17 protein-coding genes are annotated in these 18,090 nt (G+C 61.5%); 1 reads left to right on the forward strand and 16 read right to left on the reverse strand.

What is annotated here, in order from left to right:
• Positions 1 to 38: 38 nt before the first annotated feature.
• The 14 genes from B0919_RS02915 to B0919_RS02970 all read right to left on the reverse strand — a co-directional run bounded on the left by B0919_RS02915 (position 39) and on the right by B0919_RS02970 (position 14,721).
• Positions 39 to 530, reverse strand: coding sequence for a DUF4385 domain-containing protein (locus tag B0919_RS02915; RefSeq protein WP_078010682.1), 492 nt, complete (start codon positions 528 to 530; stop codon positions 39 to 41).
• 929 nt (positions 531 to 1,459) lie between these two features.
• Entirely contained in the window at positions 1,460 to 3,085 is a 1,626-nt protein-coding gene (locus B0919_RS02920; RefSeq protein WP_176132823.1) for an Ig-like domain-containing protein, read from the reverse strand.
• On the reverse strand, positions 3,069 to 3,386 hold the full coding sequence (locus B0919_RS25115) for a hypothetical protein (RefSeq protein WP_176132824.1): 318 nt from the start codon (positions 3,384 to 3,386) through the stop codon (positions 3,069 to 3,071). The genes B0919_RS02920 and B0919_RS25115 overlap by 17 nt, the downstream gene beginning before the upstream one ends.
• 55 nt (positions 3,387 to 3,441) lie before the next feature.
• Positions 3,442 to 4,296, reverse strand: a complete 855-nt coding sequence (locus tag B0919_RS02925) for a class I SAM-dependent methyltransferase (protein ID WP_254846460.1) — start codon at positions 4,294 to 4,296, stop codon at positions 3,442 to 3,444.
• Positions 4,297 to 4,479: 183 nt separating this feature from the next.
• Positions 4,480 to 4,794, reverse strand: a complete 315-nt coding sequence (locus tag B0919_RS25485) for a hypothetical protein (protein ID WP_139361863.1) — start codon at positions 4,792 to 4,794, stop codon at positions 4,480 to 4,482.
• A 324-nt stretch (positions 4,795 to 5,118) separates the two neighbouring features.
• Entirely contained in the window at positions 5,119 to 5,490 is a 372-nt protein-coding gene (locus B0919_RS02930) for a hypothetical protein (protein WP_139361864.1), read from the reverse strand.
• Positions 5,491 to 5,510: 20 nt separating this feature from the next.
• Positions 5,511 to 7,373, reverse strand: coding sequence for a tRNA uridine-5-carboxymethylaminomethyl(34) synthesis enzyme MnmG (gene mnmG / locus B0919_RS02935; protein WP_078010893.1), 1,863 nt, complete (start codon positions 7,371 to 7,373; stop codon positions 5,511 to 5,513).
• Between the two features lie 309 nt (positions 7,374 to 7,682).
• Positions 7,683 to 8,411: a GNAT family N-acetyltransferase gene (locus tag B0919_RS02940; protein ID WP_254846461.1), complete on the reverse strand. Its 729-nt coding sequence runs from the start codon at positions 8,409 to 8,411 to the stop codon at positions 7,683 to 7,685.
• Between the two features lie 78 nt (positions 8,412 to 8,489).
• Complete coding sequence (gene ybeY / locus B0919_RS02945) at positions 8,490 to 8,924, reverse strand: rRNA maturation RNase YbeY (protein ID WP_139361893.1); 435 nt, start codon at positions 8,922 to 8,924, stop codon at positions 8,490 to 8,492.
• Between the two features lie 100 nt (positions 8,925 to 9,024).
• Complete coding sequence (locus tag B0919_RS02950) at positions 9,025 to 9,462, reverse strand: ATP-binding protein (RefSeq protein WP_078010686.1); 438 nt, start codon at positions 9,460 to 9,462, stop codon at positions 9,025 to 9,027.
• A 42-nt stretch (positions 9,463 to 9,504) separates the two neighbouring features.
• The gene (locus B0919_RS02955; RefSeq protein WP_078010687.1) at positions 9,505 to 12,921 is read right to left on the reverse strand and encodes a DUF4175 family protein; all 3,417 of its coding nucleotides are present in this window, start codon (positions 12,919 to 12,921) and stop codon (positions 9,505 to 9,507) included.
• A gap of 150 nt (positions 12,922 to 13,071) precedes the next feature.
• Positions 13,072 to 13,836, reverse strand: a complete 765-nt coding sequence (locus B0919_RS02960) for an exodeoxyribonuclease III (RefSeq protein WP_078010688.1) — start codon at positions 13,834 to 13,836, stop codon at positions 13,072 to 13,074.
• Positions 13,837 to 13,972: 136 nt separating this feature from the next.
• Positions 13,973 to 14,338 carry a hypothetical protein gene (locus tag B0919_RS02965; RefSeq protein ID WP_078010689.1) on the reverse strand — a complete coding sequence of 122 codons (366 nt, stop codon included), beginning with the start codon at positions 14,336 to 14,338 and terminating at the stop codon, positions 13,973 to 13,975.
• Positions 14,338 to 14,721: a carboxymuconolactone decarboxylase family protein gene (locus tag B0919_RS02970; RefSeq protein ID WP_078010690.1), complete on the reverse strand. Its 384-nt coding sequence runs from the start codon at positions 14,719 to 14,721 to the stop codon at positions 14,338 to 14,340. Before B0919_RS02970 ends, B0919_RS02965 begins: the two co-directional genes overlap by 1 nt.
• A 170-nt stretch (positions 14,722 to 14,891) precedes the next feature.
• Here B0919_RS02970 and B0919_RS02975 point away from each other — a divergent pair, with 170 nt between their 5' ends.
• A complete protein-coding gene (locus B0919_RS02975) occupies positions 14,892 to 15,593 on the forward strand; it encodes a ComF family protein (protein WP_078010691.1) in 702 nt (233 codons plus the stop codon).
• Positions 15,594 to 15,675: 82 nt separating this feature from the next.
• Here B0919_RS02975 and B0919_RS02980 read toward each other — a convergent pair whose 3' ends face one another.
• Together B0919_RS02980 and B0919_RS02985 are read right to left on the reverse strand one after the other, a co-directional pair.
• The gene (locus tag B0919_RS02980; RefSeq protein ID WP_078010692.1) at positions 15,676 to 16,944 is read right to left on the reverse strand and encodes an SUMF1/EgtB/PvdO family nonheme iron enzyme; all 1,269 of its coding nucleotides are present in this window, start codon (positions 16,942 to 16,944) and stop codon (positions 15,676 to 15,678) included.
• 71 nt (positions 16,945 to 17,015) lie between these two features.
• Positions 17,016 to 18,086 (reverse strand): PorP/SprF family type IX secretion system membrane protein, encoded by a 1,071-nt coding sequence (locus B0919_RS02985; RefSeq protein ID WP_078010693.1) that lies wholly within the window; start codon positions 18,084 to 18,086, stop codon positions 17,016 to 17,018.
• Positions 18,087 to 18,090 lie beyond the last annotated feature (4 nt).

Consider the following 18,090-nt stretch of genomic DNA (forward strand, 5'->3'; position numbering starts at 1 on the left):
CGTGTCGGTGTCACGAGAACAATCAACCTTTCATCCGTTCATTTTCCATAGCGCTGCTCGAAGTCGGCTTTCTGCTGCAGGTAATCGGGGTGCTGTTTGGCCTCGTCCCATTTGGCTTTGAAGATGGCCGCAGCTTCGGCCTTTTCCGGGTCTTCGGGGTCGCGTGGCAGCTCGGCCCGGCCGTGGGCGCCGCTCTGGCCTTTTTTATCGTCGGGCACCGGGCCCGCGTACTTTTTGCCGCCGCGGTGATTGGCGTAGCGCCGGGCCCGGGTGAAGCCCATCTGCAGAAACTTGCGGGCCATGTCGGCTCCCACAAAATCCTTGGCGGCCAAATAGGCCAGAAACAGCCCGTAAATCGTCTCGGAGGACTCGCGGGCTATGGCGGGCGTCTTAAAGCGCCAGAAGGGCAGGATTTCGCTCTTATAGGGCTGCACGAGCAAAACGCCCTGCTCACCCTTGCCCACCCGGTAGCATTCGGGGTGCTGGCGGAAGTCGACTTGGCGGAAATCCTGGTTGTAATCAAAGGGCATACGGGCGCGGCAGCTACGAAGGGCTGTATACGCAAGCCGCCCCGGAAGGTGTCCTAGCCGGTGCAGCCGCACTGCTTCGCTCAGGCCAGCTTGCCTTAGCCGGACGCATACGAACGGTGGGTGTTCTGCCTAAGCGCGGCCCCCGCCTTTTTCCGGAGCCTGCTTTCCCGTCCAAGCCAAGGTTCGGCTCGCTTCATTCTGAAAGCCCGCTTTTCCGTCAGCCCGACTTATCCACGTGCCTAATAACTTTTCACTAAATAAAATTTTAAGAATCTTTTTTGTCTTCAGTTGTTAGGGCTGTTCATAAGTGGATAAAAAAACGGCTTATGCACAGGGCTTGATAACATGTGTACAAGAACGGATTTATACACCGGCTATCCACATAGGGTGTGCAAATCATTACGCTGATAAACAAGCAATTAACAGCTTTTTAGACAATCCACATACTTGTGCACAAGGGTGTGAATTCACATTCCTCGGCGTCGTGGATAGCGTCGATTCCGTGGGGAAGTTGTCCACGGCTGTCCACACCGCTTCGGCACTGGTAAGCGCGGTAAAGGGCCAAAAAAACTTATCCGCTATTTCTCCACGGCTGTCCACGGTTATCCGGGCGTTATCCACGCATTATCCCCAGGTTAGCCCGGCACCCCCGTCTGAGCGCCAAAGTATTCCACATTGGCCTGTGGATACGTGGATAACTGATAATCAAGCCCAAACAACCCCCCTGATAATCAGGTGGAAGTTACTTACAGCCGAAAAATCAGCCCCAAATCAGTAACCAGAGTGCCGTGCGCCTTTTGTATACCTGCCCGCTGCCCGGGGGCCTAAGGCAGCTACCACCAAAGTGGCCAAAACCGAAGTAGCAGGAGCACGAAAAAGCCCCGCCGCAATGCGACGGGGCTGAACAGGTGAGGGCGTTGAACGGCCTATCAGAAGCTCAGGACGAGGTCTTCGATTTCGAAGTTGGCGCGTACCGGCTGCGGCTGCGGCGAAAGCCACACGGGCTCGGCCGGCACGCGCAGCTGCGGGTCGCCGCCGCGCCACCGCCCGTCGTTGTCGGCGTCGATGAGCACGCGGAAGCGGTAGGTGCCGGGCGGCAGGTTGTCGAAGCGGAAGGTGCGCGGACTGGGCAGCGTCGTCACGATCTGGCCGCTCTGATCCAGCAGCTGCAGCTCGTAGGCTTTGGCTGTGGTCTGCACCCGGCCGGCGAGGCTGCCCGTGCCAGCCGCGTCGGTGTCCGACACGCGCAGGCGCAGCGGCCGTAAGCGCAACGACTGCCCGCTGATGGCCACCAGCGCCGTGGAATCAGGCAAGAAGGTGACAGTCTTCTTGGCCTTGGTGTTCACGTTGACGGTAAGCGTCAGGCGGTCCGGGCTGAGGGCGCCATCGGCGGGGGCGCGCAATGGCCGACGGGCCGTGGAATCTTCCTGCAAGGTGCCGAAGGGCTTGCCCGGAGCCAAGCGCACAGGCTCGGTAAACTGGAACTTGAGCTGGCCCTGCCGGTATACCTCGCGCGGACTGCCCGCCACCTGGTAGGCCGGACCGCGCCGCGCCGGGGCGTTGGGCCCGTCGAAGCGCACATTGATGGTATCCACGCCCGCATTGCCGGCGCTATCGGCCACCGACAGCAAGTAGCGGCCCGGCGCCACTACTGGCGCCCGAAAAATGGTGACGGAGCGGCCCCGGTCCTGCAGGATGGTCGTTTCGCTCAGCGCCGGTGTGGGCGCCTGGCCGAGAGCGGCCAGGGTGAACTGCCGCAGCCCTTCGCTGTACTCGACCTTGAACTGCGTGGTGGTGCCCTGCTGCGAGCGGATAAGCGGCCGTCTGGTATCGGGGCGCACGGTGAGCAGGCGCAACGAGTCGCGCCGCGGCTGCACCAGCACGGGCGCCGGCAGGTAGGCTATGCGCTCCGGCTCGTCGTAGCGGCTGTTCTGGTTTTTGTCGATGAGCGCGTAGATGCGGTAGCTGCCCTCGCGGATGTTGCGCAACTCGAAACTGCCGCTCTTTTCCGTGCGCGTCTGGTAATACGGCCGGCTGCGGCGGATGTCGGCCGTATCGCCGGCCGGGTACAGGGCAATGGTGGCGTCGGCCTCGGGCGTGCCGGTGAGCAGCTGCGTCACCGAGCCGCTGACGCGGCCCGAGTCCAGCGCCGCGCCGGTGCTGAAGGCCAGGATGACGTTGCGGGCCGGGTTGTTTTCGGTGATGTCCGTTACCGCGTCGCGAAAGTTGAACACATAGGTCGTATTCGCGGCCAGCGGCTTGTCGAAGCGCAGTTCGAAGGCGTTGCGCTCCTCCCGGATTTTGTACTTGTTTTCGTCGGGGATGCTGGGCGTGATGAGCAGGTTTTTGCTCAGGTCCTTCAGCTGCACCGACTCGGAAAACTCGAAGCGGATGTTCTGCTCCGCGACGTTGGTGGCGCCGTTTTTGGGGTTGGTCCCGACGAGCTTGGGCGCTTCGGTGTCGCGCGCACCGCCTTCGGGCTGGCTGATGGCCGCGCAGCCGACCAGCACCAAGCCAACGGGAAGCAGAAGCAGGAAATTAGCGCGAACGGACATTGTAGAGCAGCAACGTGGAAAGCGTAAGCAGGGCGCAGGCGCCCAGAATGGTCCAGCGGGCCCGTGGCGACACCGGCGCCGGCGCGGGGTCGGCATCGGGTACCGGTTCGGCCGGCACCGCGGCCGCCCGCACGGTATCGGGCGGCGCGGCGGGCGAAGGTACAACGGCCGAATCGGGCCGCAGTACCGGCGTTTGGGCAGCTGCAGGGCTGGGCAGCTCGGCCATTAACGCCGCACCCAAGGCGGTTAGTACCAGCCAGCGGCGGCAGCAAAGGCGCAAGGTGGGCGGCAAGGCTGGCATCGGTACGCGCGTGATTGAAAGCGGGTTGGCCCCTCCCCTACCCCACCGGGCGCTTTTAGGAAGCAGCCGGCGCGGGTTTGTCCTTGCTGGCTACGTAGATCAGGCTGGAGTACTGCCCGCCATTCTGTGCCGCCTGCCGATTCGACTTATAACCGGCCCGCAAAGCTGCCAACAGGCCGCCGTTGCGCTCGGCGCGGTACTTTTCGCTGAGCATGCTCACGTAAAACGCGTCCAGCTTCATGGGCAAGGTCTGGCGCAGCTGCAAGTGATGCTTGCGGAAGAGCTTGGTAATCGTCTTGGCCGTAAAGTGATACAGATGCCGCGGCACGTCGAAGGCGGCCCACTGCTCGCGGTAGTACTGCGCGTCGGGGCTTTCGGCGTTGGGCACGGCCACCACCAGCACGCCGTCGGGCTTCAGAATGCGGGTCAGCTGCTTGAGGGTGCCGTTGAGGTCGTGCACGTGTTCGAGCACGTGCCAGAGTGTAATAGCGTCGAAAGAGGCCGTTTCGAACAGGCTCAGGTCGCCGGCGTTGATGGGCTGTCCGGTGTTGTGCTCGGCCAGCTTGCGGGCGGTTTCGTTGGGCTCCAGGCCCGATACCTGCCAGCCGGATTTCTGGCAAGCCGCCAAGAAATAGCCGGTGCCGCAGCCGTAGTCGAGCAGGCGGCCGCGGCGCGGGGCCTGCTTATTGACCAACGACACTTTCTGGCGCACGGTGAAAGTGCGCGCCACTTGGTACACCTGGTTGATCAGGCCCTGGTTCGAGTCGGAGTGCGACACGTAGTCCTCGCTCTCGTAGTAGCGGCCGATGCTGGCGGCATCGGGGCGCGGGTTGGTTAGCAGAAAGCTGCAATTGGTGCACTGCACGATGGCAAAGCTTTCGTGGCTGACGGAATGATCCTCGACCACCATTTTCGGACGGAAGTCACTTTTCCCGCAGACCGGGCACTGTTCAACGCGTTCGTACGACACCAAAAAGCAATTCAGACGGCAAACAAAACAGCTAGCGGCGGGCAAGCTGCAACTACTTCTACAAAAATATGGCTAACAGCCGACAAGTAGCGAACGACTATTAGTGAGAAAGAATGTGGATAACTACTCGCTTGGTATAAAACGGGCGCGGATTTTATGCTCGCGCAGAATCCTGGAAAGTGTAACTGAAAGGTATAAAACGAATGCAATGGCTTTCCACGCCCCATTATTTTGCGCAAACGTTTGCGCAAATTTAACGCGTTGTTTTGCGCAGAAGCTGTTTAGAAAATTTTCGGCAGGTGTCAGGTTGTCATGCAAGGCGTATCGATGCATCGTCACTGGACGAGTCAGCAAAGCGGGAACAGATGCTCCATCAAGTTCCGTACGATGAGCGAAAGACTTTCTAAACGACTTCGTGAGTAAACGCGCTTGATCCATCAGCCGCTAGGCTAGCCACTGGTCCCGCCATTCTCGAAGGGCTACCGTTTCGGCGTATTCATCCGAACCGCTCTGCTGCCGACGATTCCGCGACTTGCATGCCTTAAAGTACCGAAACAGAAAAAGCCACGCGGCGCAGCGTGGACGTCAACAACCGAAGGTCAGCGGGGCTAACAGATGCCGCTACGCTGCAGCTTCCAATCGAGCTGGTAGCTCGTATTCCATCAATATGGCGCCGCTGCGCGGCTGCGGCCGACTCGCAGTTGCCGCAGCATCGGCAAGTTCCAAATTGACTACGGCGAAGCCACCGATTACTTTGCTGATTCACATGCCCGGCCGCTCGTCAATGTAGGGTACTCCAATGACCGCCACGCCTATCAAAACGCTGCCCCCAAGCAGCAGCAGCGCCCAGGCGGTGAACAGCAGCCACAGCACTGCCCGGCTGAAGCGCCGGTGCCAGACGGCGCGAATGGTACCAACTAGCCCCCAAAAGGCCAGTGGCGCTTGCAAGGCGCAGGCGGCCATGATGATGTTATCAGCCCACGTAATATCGAGGTGGGGATGCCCCCACTGAAACGCTACGATGTAGGCCAGCGCCAGCACGAAGACGAGGCTTAAACAAACAACCAGCCCGACAAACCAACCTAAATAGTTGGTTCGTCGGGCTGGTTGTAACGGGGCGGCGGATACTTCCATGATAGCCCCTGCCCTATTTATTACTTACCTAAGTACACCATCAGCACCGAAATATCGGCCGGCGAGATGCCGCTGATGCGTGAGGCCTGCCCGATGGTTTCGGGCTGAATACGCAGCAGCTTTTCGCGGGCTTCGTGCGAGAGGGCGGGCATGGCTTTGTAATCGAGCTTGCCCACGATGCGCAGATCTTCCATCTCGCCCATGCGCTGGGCCTGCTGGTTTTCCTTCTCGATGTAGGTTTCGTACTTGACGTGGATGCTAGCCTGCTCCAGCGCCTCCGCCCCGTAGGTCTGCAGGTACTGGTTCAGCTCGGGCAGGGCGCGCTGCAGGTCGGGCAGGTCGATCTGGGGGCGGCGCAGCAGGTTCACGGCGCGGGTTTTCTCGCTGATCGGGGCCGAACCCAGCTCTTCGAGCATACCGTTGATTTCGCCCGGCTCCACGGGCTTCTTAGTCAGGTATTCCAGCACATCGGCCGTTTGCTGGCGCTTTTGTTCCACGCGAGCCATGCGCTCATCCGAGGCCAAGCCCAGCTTGTGGGCCAGCGGAGTGAGGCGCAGGTCGGCGTTGTCTTGGCGCAGCAGAATGCGGTGCTCGGCGCGCGAGGTGAACATGCGGTAAGGCTCGTCGGTGCCTTTGTTCACCAGGTCATCGATGAGCACGCCGATGTAGGCCTCCGAGCGGCGCAGGATGAACGGCTCCAGGTCGCGCACCCGCTGGTGGGCGTTGATGCCGGCCATCAGGCCCTGGCAGGCGGCTTCCTCGTAGCCCGTGGTGCCGTTGATCTGGCCCGCAAAGTAGAGGTTGCGCACGGGCTTGGTCTCCAGCGTCAGGTGCAGCTGAGTGGGCGGGAAGAAGTCGTACTCAATGGCGTAGCCGGGGCGGAACATCTTCGCGTTTTCGAAGCCGGCTATCTGGCGTAGGGCGTTGTACTGCACGTCCTCGGGCAGCGAGGAGCTAAAGCCGTTCACGTACACTTCCACCGTGCTCCAGCCTTCCGGCTCCACAAAAATCTGGTGGCGGTCCTTGTCGGCGAAGCGGTTGATTTTGTCTTCCACCGAGGGGCAGTAGCGCGGCCCCAGGCCCTTGATGCGGCCCTGGAACATGGGCGACTTCTCAAAGCCGGTGCGCAGAATCTCGTGCACCTTGTCGTTGGTGTACGTGATGTAGCAGGGGCGCTGCTTGGCCAGCGTGGGCGTATCGAGGTAGGAGAACTTGCTCGGGTTTTCGTCGCCGGGCTGCTCCTCCATTTTCGAGTAGTCGAGGGTACGGCCGTCCACGCGGGGCGGGGTGCCCGTCTTCATGCGGCCCGTCTCGAAGCCCAGTTCGCGCAGTTGCTCGGTGATGCCGGTGCTCTTGCTCTCGGCCGCGCGGCCGCCGCCGAAGTTTTTCTCGCCGATGTGAATGAGCCCGTTCAGGAAGGTGCCGTTGGTGAGCACCACCGTTTTGCTCCGGAACTCGATGCCCAGCTGGGTGCGCACGCCTACGCACACGTCGCCTTCCACCAGCAGGCCAGTTACGGCCTCCTGCCAGAAATCCACGTTGCTGATGCCTTCCAGCGTCAGGCGCCACTCCTCGGCGAAGCGCATCCGGTCGCTCTGGGCGCGGGGGCTCCACATGGCGGGGCCCTTCGAGCGGTTGAGCATCCGGAACTGAATCATGGTTTTGTCGGTGATGATGCCCGACTGCCCGCCCAGCGCGTCCACCTCGCGCACAATCTGCCCCTTGGCCACCCCGCCCATGGCCGGGTTGCACGACATCTGCGCGATGGTGTTCATGTTCATGGTGATGAGCAGCACCTTGGAGCCAAGGTTGGCTGCCGCGGCGGCCGCTTCGCAACCGGCGTGGCCGGCGCCTACCACAATTACATCGTATTCCTGGGTCAGCATAGCTGGAGGGTTGTTTCGGAGGGTATGAACAGCGTTAGCCCGCGTTTTGTGCCGTGAGTTGTCTCAGAACATCATGTCGAGCGAAGTCGAGGAATCTCGCGTGCTGATGGCAGATAGTACATGCCCATCTAGCGAGATGCTTCGGCTGCGCCTCTGCATGACGTTCTGGACGTCGGCTGAAAAGCAAAAACCGTTTCCACGCTCGGCGGAAACGGTTGGTCGAATTTCAAGGTGAAATGCGAGGCTAACCCGCTCAGAACGTGCGCAAAGATACGCACTCCGCGGCTTTTTGCGCTGTAGGTAGGGTTATTCGTCCTCGTCTTCGTCGTACTCCTTCAGCAGCCAATCCTTCAGTAGATCAGTCGATTGAGCCGCTACCGCGTCCCAGGAAAAGGGTAGCCAGCGGCCGGCTACGCAGTCGAATACTTCGGTGGCGGCGGGGCACACGAACAGCTTGTAGTCGAACTTGGGGTAGCGGTGCACCACGTAGCCGGGGTAGTAGTACGTCATGCCCAGCTGCCGGGCGTGCTGCAGCTTCAGTAGCATCAGGTACTTGCCCAGGCTGTATTTGCGGTAGTCCGGGTCGTAGAAGTTCATGATGCCGGCCAGGCTGCGCACGCCCGGGTCAAAGATGCCCACGGCAATCAACCGTTGCCCGTCGCGCACCTCCAGGACCTCGGAGGGAAATACGTTGTGCCGGGCGCCGGCCAGGGTGAAGGCTTCCACCGTGTCGGGCGCGTCAAAGTCGATGGACTGCCGGTAGCGGGCGTACAGCGCCTCATACTCCTCGGTGAGCTGGAAGGGATGCAGCGTGGTCGTGAACTGCTCTCCGAGGCGCAGCAGGCGGCGCTGCTTGCTGTCGAAGGTGACATCGGCCAGTACGTAACGCAGCCAGTGCACCGTGTACAGCTCGCCGGCTATGGGCAGAAACCGGCAGGTAAACAGGTCCTGGTGCATGCGGTAATAGCCCTGCCCCAGGTAAAAGTCCAGCATGTCGCCGGGAATGAGCAGCGGCGAAGCGGGCGTAGCAGACATACGAATGGCAACGGCGTGGATAAAGCAAACGCCCGCGGGTAGGCGGGCGTTTGCTAATCCAATATCGATAAAAAGCGGCTAAAACGTGCGCAGCGACAGGCAGTCGTCTTCCTTCTTGCGCATGGCCGTTTGGCTCAGCAGGTCTTTGTCTTTGTAGCCCAGCAGGTGCAGCACGCCGTGGATCATCACGCGGTGCAGCTCGTCGCGGAAGCTGACGTGGTGCGTCTCGGCGTTTTCGCGGATGCGGTCCACGGAGATGAACACGTCGCCCTCGATGATGTCCGCGTCGTCGGCGTTGTCGAAGGTGATGACGTCGGTGTACGTGTCGTGGTCGAGGTACTCCACGTTTACCTTGTGCAGGTACTCGTCGGAGCAGAAGATGTAGGTCAGCTGCACGATTTTGTGTTCGTGCACGGCCGCCACGCGCTCAATCCATTCCGTTAGGTCGGCCGCGTCGCTCAGCTCAAAATCCACGTCTTCCACGACGAACTCGATGCCCGGCGCGTCGTGCATGGGGTCGTAGTCAGACCCGTCGTCGTGGACGGGCGGCAGCTGGTCGTGTTCGGACATGGAACTAGGTAAGCGTGGGGTAAGAACGGAAACGGGCAGCGTGTTAGGCCACAGCGTGGCCCTGCGACTCCCCGTTAGAAGGCGGCAGGAAGAACGTCAGCTCCACCTTGCGGCCGTCTTTGGTGAATTCCACCTCGTCGGCCAGGTGGCGGATCAGGAAGATGCCGCGGCCACCGGGGTTTTCCAGGTTTTCGGGTGCCGTCGGGTCGAGCAGGTTGTTGAAGTCGAAGCCGGGACCCTGGTCCTCGATTTCAAACTTCACGCGGTCCTGGTCGACGGAGAGGCACAAGAGCACATTCTTGTCCTTGTCGAACTTGTTGCCGTGGCGGATGGCGTTGTTGACCGCCTCCGTGACGGCTACCATGATGTTGCCGTAGATGTCGTCCTCGATGTGGAAGGTATCCTTGGAGTTGTCGATAAAGCTTTCGACCACGCGGATGTTCTCAACGAGGGAAGGAATCTGGATTTTAACCTGCTTCATGGAGTGGGGGAAGGGGGCAACGGGCGGTAAAAATAGGCAGCGCTATTTCATTTTCTGAAAATACTCGCTCACCTCCCGCTGATAATACGGAGTGAGGGCCGGCGGTACCGTACGTAGCAACTCCGTTTGGCGGTTACGTTGCTCCCGATATTTCTCAAACGCAGGCGGAAAACCGGGCGGCACCGTCTTGGCCGTCTCGGCTTCGCGCTTGTTGTCGAGGTCCCGCTCCCGGGCCGATTTCTCGGCTTCCAGCAGGCGGCTCAGGATCTGACGCTGGCGCATAACGGTTTGCTCCGTCAAGCGCTTATTTACGAGGTCCTGTTCGGTTTGTTCCATCATCTTTTTCAGGTCTCCGAGGCCGCCCATGCCCTGGTCTCCTTTCTCCTTGCCGTCCTTGCCTTGCTTGGCCGCCTGCTGCTGCATTTTCTCCAGCTGCTGCAGGGCTTCGCGCAGGGCTTGCTGTTGGGCGGCCATCTTGGCCAGGTCTTCGGAGAGCTGCCGGCCTTGCTTGCCGCTTTGCTGCAGCTGCTGAATCTGCTGGTTGAGCTGCTGCTGCAATTTGCCCATCTGGCCCATGCCTGGGCTCTGCTGCTGGCCCTTTTTCTTCTTGCTGCCCGGTTTGCCGCCGCCCGACTTCTGTTGCTGGGCTTGGCGCTGCTGCTCCTGCATCTGCTGCAGGGCGTCGTTGAGCATCAGGGCCAGGTTGTTCATGCTCGTCATGGCCAGCTGCTGCGAGCCGGTGGCGCGGGGTACGTTGCGCTGCAGGAGTTGCTGCATAGCCTGGTCCATCTGCCCGTTCATCTCCCCTACTTCGCGCGTCACGAACGACTGCAGCTGGAAGACGCGCTTGGCCAGGGCGTAGAGCGAGTCCTGAATGACCACGGCGTCGTCGCGGAGCTTGCGCTGGTTCTGGCTTAGCTGCTGGTAGCGCGGGTCCGACTGGTCTACCTGCCGGAACTGCTTCATCAGATTTTCCTGGTCGAAGGAGAGCTTGAGCAGGTTTTCGAGGATGTCGCGCAGGTGGTCGATGTTTTCCTGCTGCTGATCGGACTCCTCCTCTTCCATCTGCTGGCGCATCTTCTGCGCCATTTCCTTCATGTTCTGGGCGGCCTGCTTCTGGTTCTGGCTGGCTTTCTGGTTCTGATTTTTCGAGAGCTGCTCCTGGCTGTCCTGCATTTGCTGCTCGGTTTCCTGCTGCTCCTGCTGCATGGGGTCCAGGTTATTCTGGTTGTCCAGCTGCTGATCCATCTTCTGCAGCTCCTGCAGCTCCTTTTTCACGTCCTGAAACTCCTTCTGGGCGTCCTGCTGCTGCTGCTTGAGCTGCTCGTTTTCCTGCTTGCGCTGGTCGTTGGGCTTGTCGGCGGCCTTTTCGGTTTGCTCGGCCAGCTTCTGTTGCTCCTCGGCCAGCTTTTCCAGCTGCTCGGTGGTGCTTTCCATCTTCTGTTCCAACTGCAGCTGCTTAAACAGGTCCATGGCGCGCTCGAGCTCCTTCTCCATGGTTTCCTCCTTGTTCTCGAGCTTGTCGAGCAGCTTCTGGATTTCCGAGTCGGGGGCTTTCTGCTGTTGCAGCAGCTTCTGCAGCTCCTCGTAGAGCTTCTTGGTCTCGGGGTCCATCATGGAGTCCATGAGCTTCTGCAGCTCCTGGGCCTTTTCGGCCAGCTGCTGGCTGCGTGGGTCCATCTGTTCCTGCTTCTGCTGCAGCTGCTCAAACATCTGCTTCATCTGCGTGAGCTGCTGGTCCATTTGCTGCTTTTGCTCCAGCATCTGCTGCATTTCCTTGCGGTCGGAGTAGCTCAGCTCCCGCTTGGTTTTGAGCTTGGCTTCGGCCTTGGCCAGCTCCCGCTGCAGCTTCTTGTTCTGCTCCTGGGCGCTGGTCATTTTGTTCTGCATCGACTGCGAATCGGCATTCAGCTGCTCGCGCATTTCGGCGCGGTTGGGCAGTCGGTAGGTAACGGGCCGCGTGCGGGCCGATTTCGGACCGTGCAGACCGTCGTTGTCCCACACTTCCACGGCGTATTCCAGCTGGTCGCCGGCTTTGAGGCGCAGCGGGGCCAAATCCCACTGGTGCGTGTAAGTCTGGGCCGGGCCGGTGCTGGCCAGGGCAATGGGGGCCGTACGCCAGCTGCCGGGCTGGCGGGCGGTGCCCACGCGGTAGTGCAGGGCCAGGCGCGTCAGGCCGTAGTCGTCGCGCAGGGTGCCGGCCAGCGCCAGGTAGCGGCGGGTGGCCGTGTCGGCAAAGGCTTCGAGGGTGATGCTGGGTGCCTGGTCGGGTACCACGGTAAGCTGGTACTCGATGGGGTCCCGGTTGGGGCTGATGCTATTGCGCAGATCCACGCGGTAGGGCTGGCTGCGCAGCACCTGGCGCGTGACGGTGAACTGGTCGTCATCGGCAGCCTGGGCCGCTACGGTTTCGCTGGGGTCGCGAAACAGCAGCTTCACCGTTTCGGTGGCGGCGGTATTGAACTGCCAGGTCAGGCGGGTGCCTTCGGGCACGGTGAGGTTGCCGTCGTTGCTGAGGTTTTCGGCGGCGCGGCGCAGGTAGGCGGGGTACTCGGCGCGCACGGTGAAGTTGCGCAGGTTGGGGCGCTCCAGCACGCGCAGCTGGTAGTCGTCGGAGGTGAAGCCGGCGGCGGCCAGCTGAAACTCGGTGCTGCGCTGGGGCTGCCGGAACGTGAAGGCAAAGCGGCCCGGGGCCACCTTGGTCAGGCGCCGCTCCCGGCCGTCGTAGAGCACCGACACTTCATTGGGCAGCGCATTGCCTTCCACCTCGACTTCCAGCTTGAAATCTTCGTTCTTGAAGGTCTGCAGCGCTTTGTTGGTCAGCACGAAGCGGAAAGGCATCGGCCGGGCGTAGGCGCGGCTGTAGTGGAAAATGCGCTCCGTGCCCTGCACGAACAGGCTGGGCCACACCAGCAGCAGGCCCGCCGCTACCACGGCCGGAATGGCGGCGTACTTCCACAGCGGCCGGGTTTCGTCCTTGATGCGGATGCGGTCGGCAAACTCCAGGCCCGAGAGCTGCCCGGCGCGCTGCTCCAGGCTGGCCGCAATCAAGGCGTTGTCGCGGGCCTGGCCCTGTAGCTGCAGCGCGTTCAGCAGCTTGTCCTGCACCTCGGGGTACAGCTGCCCCACGTGCTGGGCGGCTTGCTCGTCGGAGAGCAGGCGGCGCAGGTTGGTGAGGGCGGCCAGCGGCTGCCAGATCCAGCGCACGAAGGCCCAGACCGTCAGCCCCAGGAAGCCGAACAGCAGCCCGCCCCGCACCCAGGTGGGCAGGTACAGGAAGTATTCGAGCAGGTTGAAGACGACAAACAGCGTCAGCAGCAAACCGCCCGCCACCAGCCCACCGCGCACCAGCAGGCTGAGGTAAAACTTACGCTTAAAAGCTTCCAGGTGCTGCCGCACGGCCTGCCAGGAGGTCGTAGTAGCCGCGGAAGCGGAGGGTACAGATTGGGTAACCGGCATATCGGACCTCACACAGACGAAACGGAGAAAGATACGGCGAAACCCGCAGCCGCGGCTGCGCGCCGCAAGGCCGCTGTGCTCCTAACCTCAACCGCCCCGCAATAAGTGCCGAAGCGGCGCCGAGACTAGCTCCGCGCCGCTTCTGGTAGCTTAGGCCAGTTCCACAAAAGCTGGGCAGTGGTCGGAATGCACCGCGTCGGGCAAAAGACCGGCGGCGGCCAGGCGGGGTTGCAGGGCGTTGTCGGCCAGCAGATAATCCAGCCGCCAGCCCACGTTGCGCTGGCGCGAGCCGGCACGGTAGCTCCACCAGGAATAGTGGTGCGGGGCGTCGCCGTGGTGGTGACGGAAGGAATCGGTGAAGCCGTGGCCCAGGAGCTCGGCAAACCACGCCCGCTCGGCCGGGGTGTAGCCGGGCGAGTTCTGGTTGGCCTTGGGGTTGTGCAGGTCGATGGGCGTGGGGCAGCAGTTGAAGTCGCCGCAGATAATGAGCGGCGGCACCGAGTGGCGCAAAGCCAGCACGTACTTGGTAAACCACTGCAGCCATTCGAGCTTGAACGCCTGCCGCTCGTCGCCGCTGGTGCCCGAAGGCATGTACACGTTCAGCACCGACACGTCCTCAAAATCCAGGCGCAGCACCCGGCCCTCGTAGTCGTAGGCCTCGTGGCCGCAGCCTTTGGTAATGGCCTTCGGCACGCGCTTGGTGAAGATGGCCACGCCGCTGTAACCGGGCTTCTGCGCCGGATACAGGTAGGCGTGGTAGCCCAGAGCCTCGAAGCCGGCCACGTCCAGCGCCTCGCGCCCCGCCTTGATTTCCTGTAGGCAGAGCACGTCCGGCTGAGCTTCCTGCACCCAGTCCAGCAGCCCCTTGCTCATGGCCGAGCGCAGCCCGTTAACGTTGTAGGAAATGATTTTCAAAGCTGTATTCGAAAAAGGCCTGTCATCCCGAGGCGTAGCCGAAGGACCTTGTAACGTGAGAACAAGTCGTTTCAACGATTGTCGTTCCAGCATGGAAAAGTCCTTCGGCTACGCCTCGGGATGACAGACTAAACGACTATTCGTTCAAATTCTCCTGCTGCGCGAAGTATTCCAAGATGTGCCACTTCAGCATGCGCTCCTGCTCCTTGAGCGTGGCGAAGGGCACGGGCTGCACCAGCCGGTAGTGCGGCCAGCCGTCCTCGTCCACGCGCTCCAGCTCGTAGTAACCCGAGATGCTGAAGAGCCGGCAGGTGGCAATGTGCATCAGGTCCTGCTTCTGCTCCTTGCTGAACGGCCCCAGGCCCTGCCCCAGCTCCTGCACGCCGATGAGCAGCAGCAGCGCGTTCAGGTCGGGTTTCTTGCCGAAGCGCGCCTTAAGTTCGGTCATCAGCAGCCACCAGCGGTGCTCAAACTGCGCTTCGGTTTCCTGCGGATCAAGCATTACTCGGCGGCGTGTTCGGCGTGGGGCGGGGCCGGCGTGGCGGCTTCTTCCTTCAAGGCTTCCCAGTACTCCACGGCGCGGCGGAAGTGCGGAATCACGATGCTGCCGCCGATGAGGTTGGCAATGGCAAACACCTCGTACACCTCCGCGTCGGTCAGGCCTTCCTCGTAGCATTTGCCCAGGTGATACTTGATGCAGTCGTCGCAGCGCAGCACCATGGAGCAGGCCAGGCCCACGATTTCCTTGGTTTTCACGTCCAGGGCGCCGGCCTGGTAGGTATTGGTGTCGAGGTTGAAGAAACGCTTGATGACTTTGTTGTCCGCCGCCATGATCTTCTCGTTCATGCGCGAGCGGTAGTCGTTGAATTCGGTGACGAGGCTCATGTTGAGTTGTAGGTAGTAAGCAGTCGGTAGCCCGACGTGGTCTTGCAAAAGGAAATTCGCGGCGCAAAGGTTTATATTAACCGTCAATTACCCACGCTCCGACGCCTCGTTCCGCGGCATCTTCTTACCCCACCTATTGCGTTTGGTTTTGCCTGAATCCTAAACGCACTATGCTTTCCTCTGCTTTAGCCGATTTTGTCTCGCTGATCTTTCCCCGCACCTGCCTGGCCTGCCAGCAGTCCTTGGCCCGCGGCGAAACGCACCTGTGTACTGCCTGCCGCACCCAGTTACCCTACACCGATTACCACCGCCTCTCCCCCACCGGTAACCCGCTGGCGCGCCGCTTCTGGGGGCGTGTGCCCGTGCAGTATGTGCTGAGCTACCTCCGTTTCCTGCGCCGTGGCCGCGTGCAGCACTTACTGCACCAGCTCAAGTACCAGGGCCAGCAGGAAGTGGGCACAGCGCTGGGCCAGATGTACGGGCAGGAGCTAGCGGACAGCGGCCTGGGCTCCGATATCGACCTCATCGTGCCCGTGCCGCTGCACCGGCGCAAGCTAGCCAAGCGCGGCTACAATCAATCCGACACCTTCGCCGAAGGTCTGGCTCTGAGCCTACAAGTGCCGTGGTCGACCACTGCGCTACGCCGCGTCAGCTTTACCGCCTCCCAGACGCGCAAGAGCCGCGCGGAACGGTGGCAGAATGTGGCCGAGGTATTCGAAGTAGCCCAACCCGAAGCTGTGCTCGGCAAGCACGTACTGGTGGTGGACGACGTGCTCACGACCGGGGCTACCCTGGAAGCCTGCGCCATCAAGTTGCTCGAAGCCGGCGCCGCAGCCGTCAGCGTAGCTACCATCGCCTGCGCCGAACACTAAGCTGCCCGACAGAAGCATAAACGCAAAACGGCCCGGACTACGAGAGTCCGGGCCGTTTCGGTAATTGGGTAACCCGTAAGGCTTACTTGTTCGAGCCGGGGTTGATCATCGCGCAGCGGAAGCCGATGCTGGCCGTAGCCGAGTCTTCAGACATGAAGCGACGCGTGCCAGGCGAGAGCCAGTAAGCTACGTCCTTCCACGAACCGCCTTTGTAAACGCGTACGTGGTCGTCGATCAGCGACTGGTAGCCTTTCTTGTCGTACTTGGTTTCTTCGTCAAGCACGCCGTTGCGGCGGAAGGGGTTCAGGTCTTCCATGTCTTCAAACGACAGCGGGCGGTATACGTCCTGCACCCACTCGTTCACGTTGCCAGCCATGTTGTAGAGGCCGTAGTCGTTCGGGGGGTAAGCGTATACGTACTCGGTGATCATAGCGCCGTCGTTCAGCGAACCGGCAATACCGGCGTAGTCACCGCGGCCGCGCTTGAAGTTGGCCAGGAACTGACCCATCTTCTTGCCGTAGTTGTTCCGCACCTGGCGGCCATCCCACGGGTATACGCGCTTGTTTTCCTGGTTCTCGTTGCCCACTTCCTGGGTGCCGATCATAGCCTGAGCAGCGTATTCCCATTCAGCTTCGGTGGGCAGGCGGTAGTTCGGCAGGGTGTTGCCGTTCTCGATGGAAATGCGGGTCTTGCCCTCCTCCGTACCAGCAGCCGTGCCTTCAGCACCGTCGGCAGCATCACCGCCCTTGTTCTTCTTGCCGAAGAGGCCGCCCTTCTTCTTGGGAGCGTCGCCTTCACCAGCTTCGCCGGCGAGGTTTTCGTTCACCTTGGCGGTACGCCAGGTGCAGAAGTCATTGGCTTGCAGCCAGCTCACACCCACTACGGGGAAGAAGCGGAAGCCGGGGTAACGCAGGTAGTAGTCGACGTAGGGGTCGTTGAACGACAGGTCGCGGGCCCACACCGTGGTGTCGGGCAGGGCCGACTGGTAGAACTCCTCCGACGAGTCTTTGCGCACGTAGTGCAGGTACTCAAGCCAGTGGATGTTAGCTACTTCCGCTTCGTCCATGTAGAACGAGGCCACTGTCACGGTACGCTCGAGGTTGTCGTGGGTCATGGCCACATCTTCCTCGCCCGAACCCAGCACGGTACGGCCGCCTTCGATGAACACCAGGCCGGGTCCTTCCGGAATGCCTTGGTAGTCAGCCACCTTCATGCCCTCCTCGGTGTTGTACTCGATGCCCGTAGTGGACGAGTACTTACCGGGCTTCTGAGCCGACGGCGGACCGCTTTTGCAAGCCGACAGGGCGCAGGCGCCGACACCGGCCAATAGCAGGTACTTAGAAAGATTCATACTTGTTTACGTGGAACTCCTTGAGCGAAAAAGGCTTGGGAAAGGCAATCTGAACGCAATGTTACGAAGTTTCAAAAGGTGGGACAAGGGGGAGCCGCGTAATTTTTGCGCCTGAGACGACGGTTCGCGGCTTCGAGCAAGTCAATCTTTTCTAAACACAATGTGAGCTCGTGCGCGCCGCCGACTTCGCGGCTGAAGCGGCTGAGACTCACGTCGTAACTGTAGCCGAGGCGGAAACCGTTCCAGGCCACGCCCACAAGGGCAACGAGGGTCTGTTGGGTTTTGCCCGGGCCGGGCGTAGCACCCCGCCAGATGAGGCCGGCGGTCAGGGGAGTCCAGGTACCGTACAGACCAATTTCGGCCCGCTCCGAGCCGCCCTGGTAGGTGTAAGCGGCCGTGGGCGAGAGGCTTACCTCGCGGTACTGCCTCTTAACGGTGGTCTTCAGGAAATAGTATTTGTAGCCGCCGTGCAAAGACAGGCGAAACGGCAGGGTAGCATTGTTGGCCCGCCCGACCTGCGGCTGATTCAGGTGCGCGGCGGACGCCCCGAGCCACACGTTGCCGGTGTAGAGGAGCCCGCCCACGCCGAGGGTAAAGTATTTCACCGGGTCGTAGACCTGCGGAATGGGCTCGGCGGAGGGGCCGCCGACCTGGCCGTTGCCGTCGACCTGGTCGCCGAAGAGCAGATTGCCGTAGCTGATGCGCTGCGAACCGTAGGCCGCGTGGGCACCGGCGCTAACGTAGACCTCGGGCGCAATCTTGGTGCGGTAAGCGTAAGTGAAGCCCCCTTCGAAACGGGTGAGGTCGAGGGCGCCGCCGCGGTCGGCGTTGATGAGCAGGCCCACGGCGCTACGCTGGTTCTGGAAGCGGTAATCGGCCGCGAGCTGGCTGGACTGCAGCGTGCCAATGAGCGTGGGGTACTGATTGCGGTAAGCCAGCGTGACGCTCGCGTCGTTGAACAGGCCGGTGAAGGCGGGGTTGAGCTGCAGCCGGGTGGCGTAGGGCTGGGAATAGAACACGTCCTGCGCCTGGGCCGTAGGCATCAGGGCCAAGCTCGTCAGCAGGAGCGTAACACCGGCGCACACAGCCGCGGGCCGGGGCCGCCGGCGAGGCAGGAAAAGCGGCAGAAAAGTGGCGCGCATAAGT

Source organism: Hymenobacter sp. CRA2 (assembly GCF_002007105.1).
GTDB lineage: Bacteria > Bacteroidota > Bacteroidia > Cytophagales > Hymenobacteraceae > Solirubrum.

Excerpts from the sequence above, each read along its gene's own strand:
- B0919_RS02985 (WP_078010693.1), bottom strand. The coding sequence starts at position 18,086 with ATGCGCGCCACTTTTCTGCCGCTTTTCCTGCCTCGCCGGCGGCCCCGG.
- B0919_RS02970 (WP_078010690.1), bottom strand. The coding sequence starts at position 14,721 with ATGAGCCTCGTCACCGAATTCAACGACTACCGCTCGCGCATGAACGAG.
- B0919_RS25485 (WP_139361863.1), bottom strand. The coding sequence starts at position 4,794 with ATGGATCAAGCGCGTTTACTCACGAAGTCGTTTAGAAAGTCTTTCGCT.
- B0919_RS02920 (WP_176132823.1), bottom strand. The coding sequence starts at position 3,085 with ATGTCCGTTCGCGCTAATTTCCTGCTTCTGCTTCCCGTTGGCTTGGTG.
- B0919_RS02980 (WP_078010692.1), bottom strand. The coding sequence starts at position 16,944 with ATGAATCTTTCTAAGTACCTGCTATTGGCCGGTGTCGGCGCCTGCGCC.
- B0919_RS02965 (WP_078010689.1), bottom strand. The coding sequence starts at position 14,338 with ATGCTTGATCCGCAGGAAACCGAAGCGCAGTTTGAGCACCGCTGGTGG.
- B0919_RS02915 (WP_078010682.1), bottom strand. The coding sequence starts at position 530 with ATGCCCTTTGATTACAACCAGGATTTCCGCCAAGTCGACTTCCGCCAG.
- B0919_RS02975 (WP_078010691.1), top strand. The coding sequence starts at position 14,892 with ATGCTTTCCTCTGCTTTAGCCGATTTTGTCTCGCTGATCTTTCCCCGC.
- B0919_RS02950 (WP_078010686.1), bottom strand. The coding sequence starts at position 9,462 with ATGAAGCAGGTTAAAATCCAGATTCCTTCCCTCGTTGAGAACATCCGC.
- B0919_RS02955 (WP_078010687.1), bottom strand. The coding sequence starts at position 12,921 with ATGCCGGTTACCCAATCTGTACCCTCCGCTTCCGCGGCTACTACGACC.
- B0919_RS25115 (WP_176132824.1), bottom strand. The coding sequence starts at position 3,386 with ATGCCAGCCTTGCCGCCCACCTTGCGCCTTTGCTGCCGCCGCTGGCTG.
- ybeY (WP_139361893.1), bottom strand. The coding sequence starts at position 8,924 with ATGCACGACGCGCCGGGCATCGAGTTCGTCGTGGAAGACGTGGATTTT.
- B0919_RS02940 (WP_254846461.1), bottom strand. The coding sequence starts at position 8,411 with ATGTCTGCTACGCCCGCTTCGCCGCTGCTCATTCCCGGCGACATGCTG.
- B0919_RS02930 (WP_139361864.1), bottom strand. The coding sequence starts at position 5,490 with ATGGAAGTATCCGCCGCCCCGTTACAACCAGCCCGACGAACCAACTAT.
- B0919_RS02925 (WP_254846460.1), bottom strand. The coding sequence starts at position 4,296 with ATGGTGGTCGAGGATCATTCCGTCAGCCACGAAAGCTTTGCCATCGTG.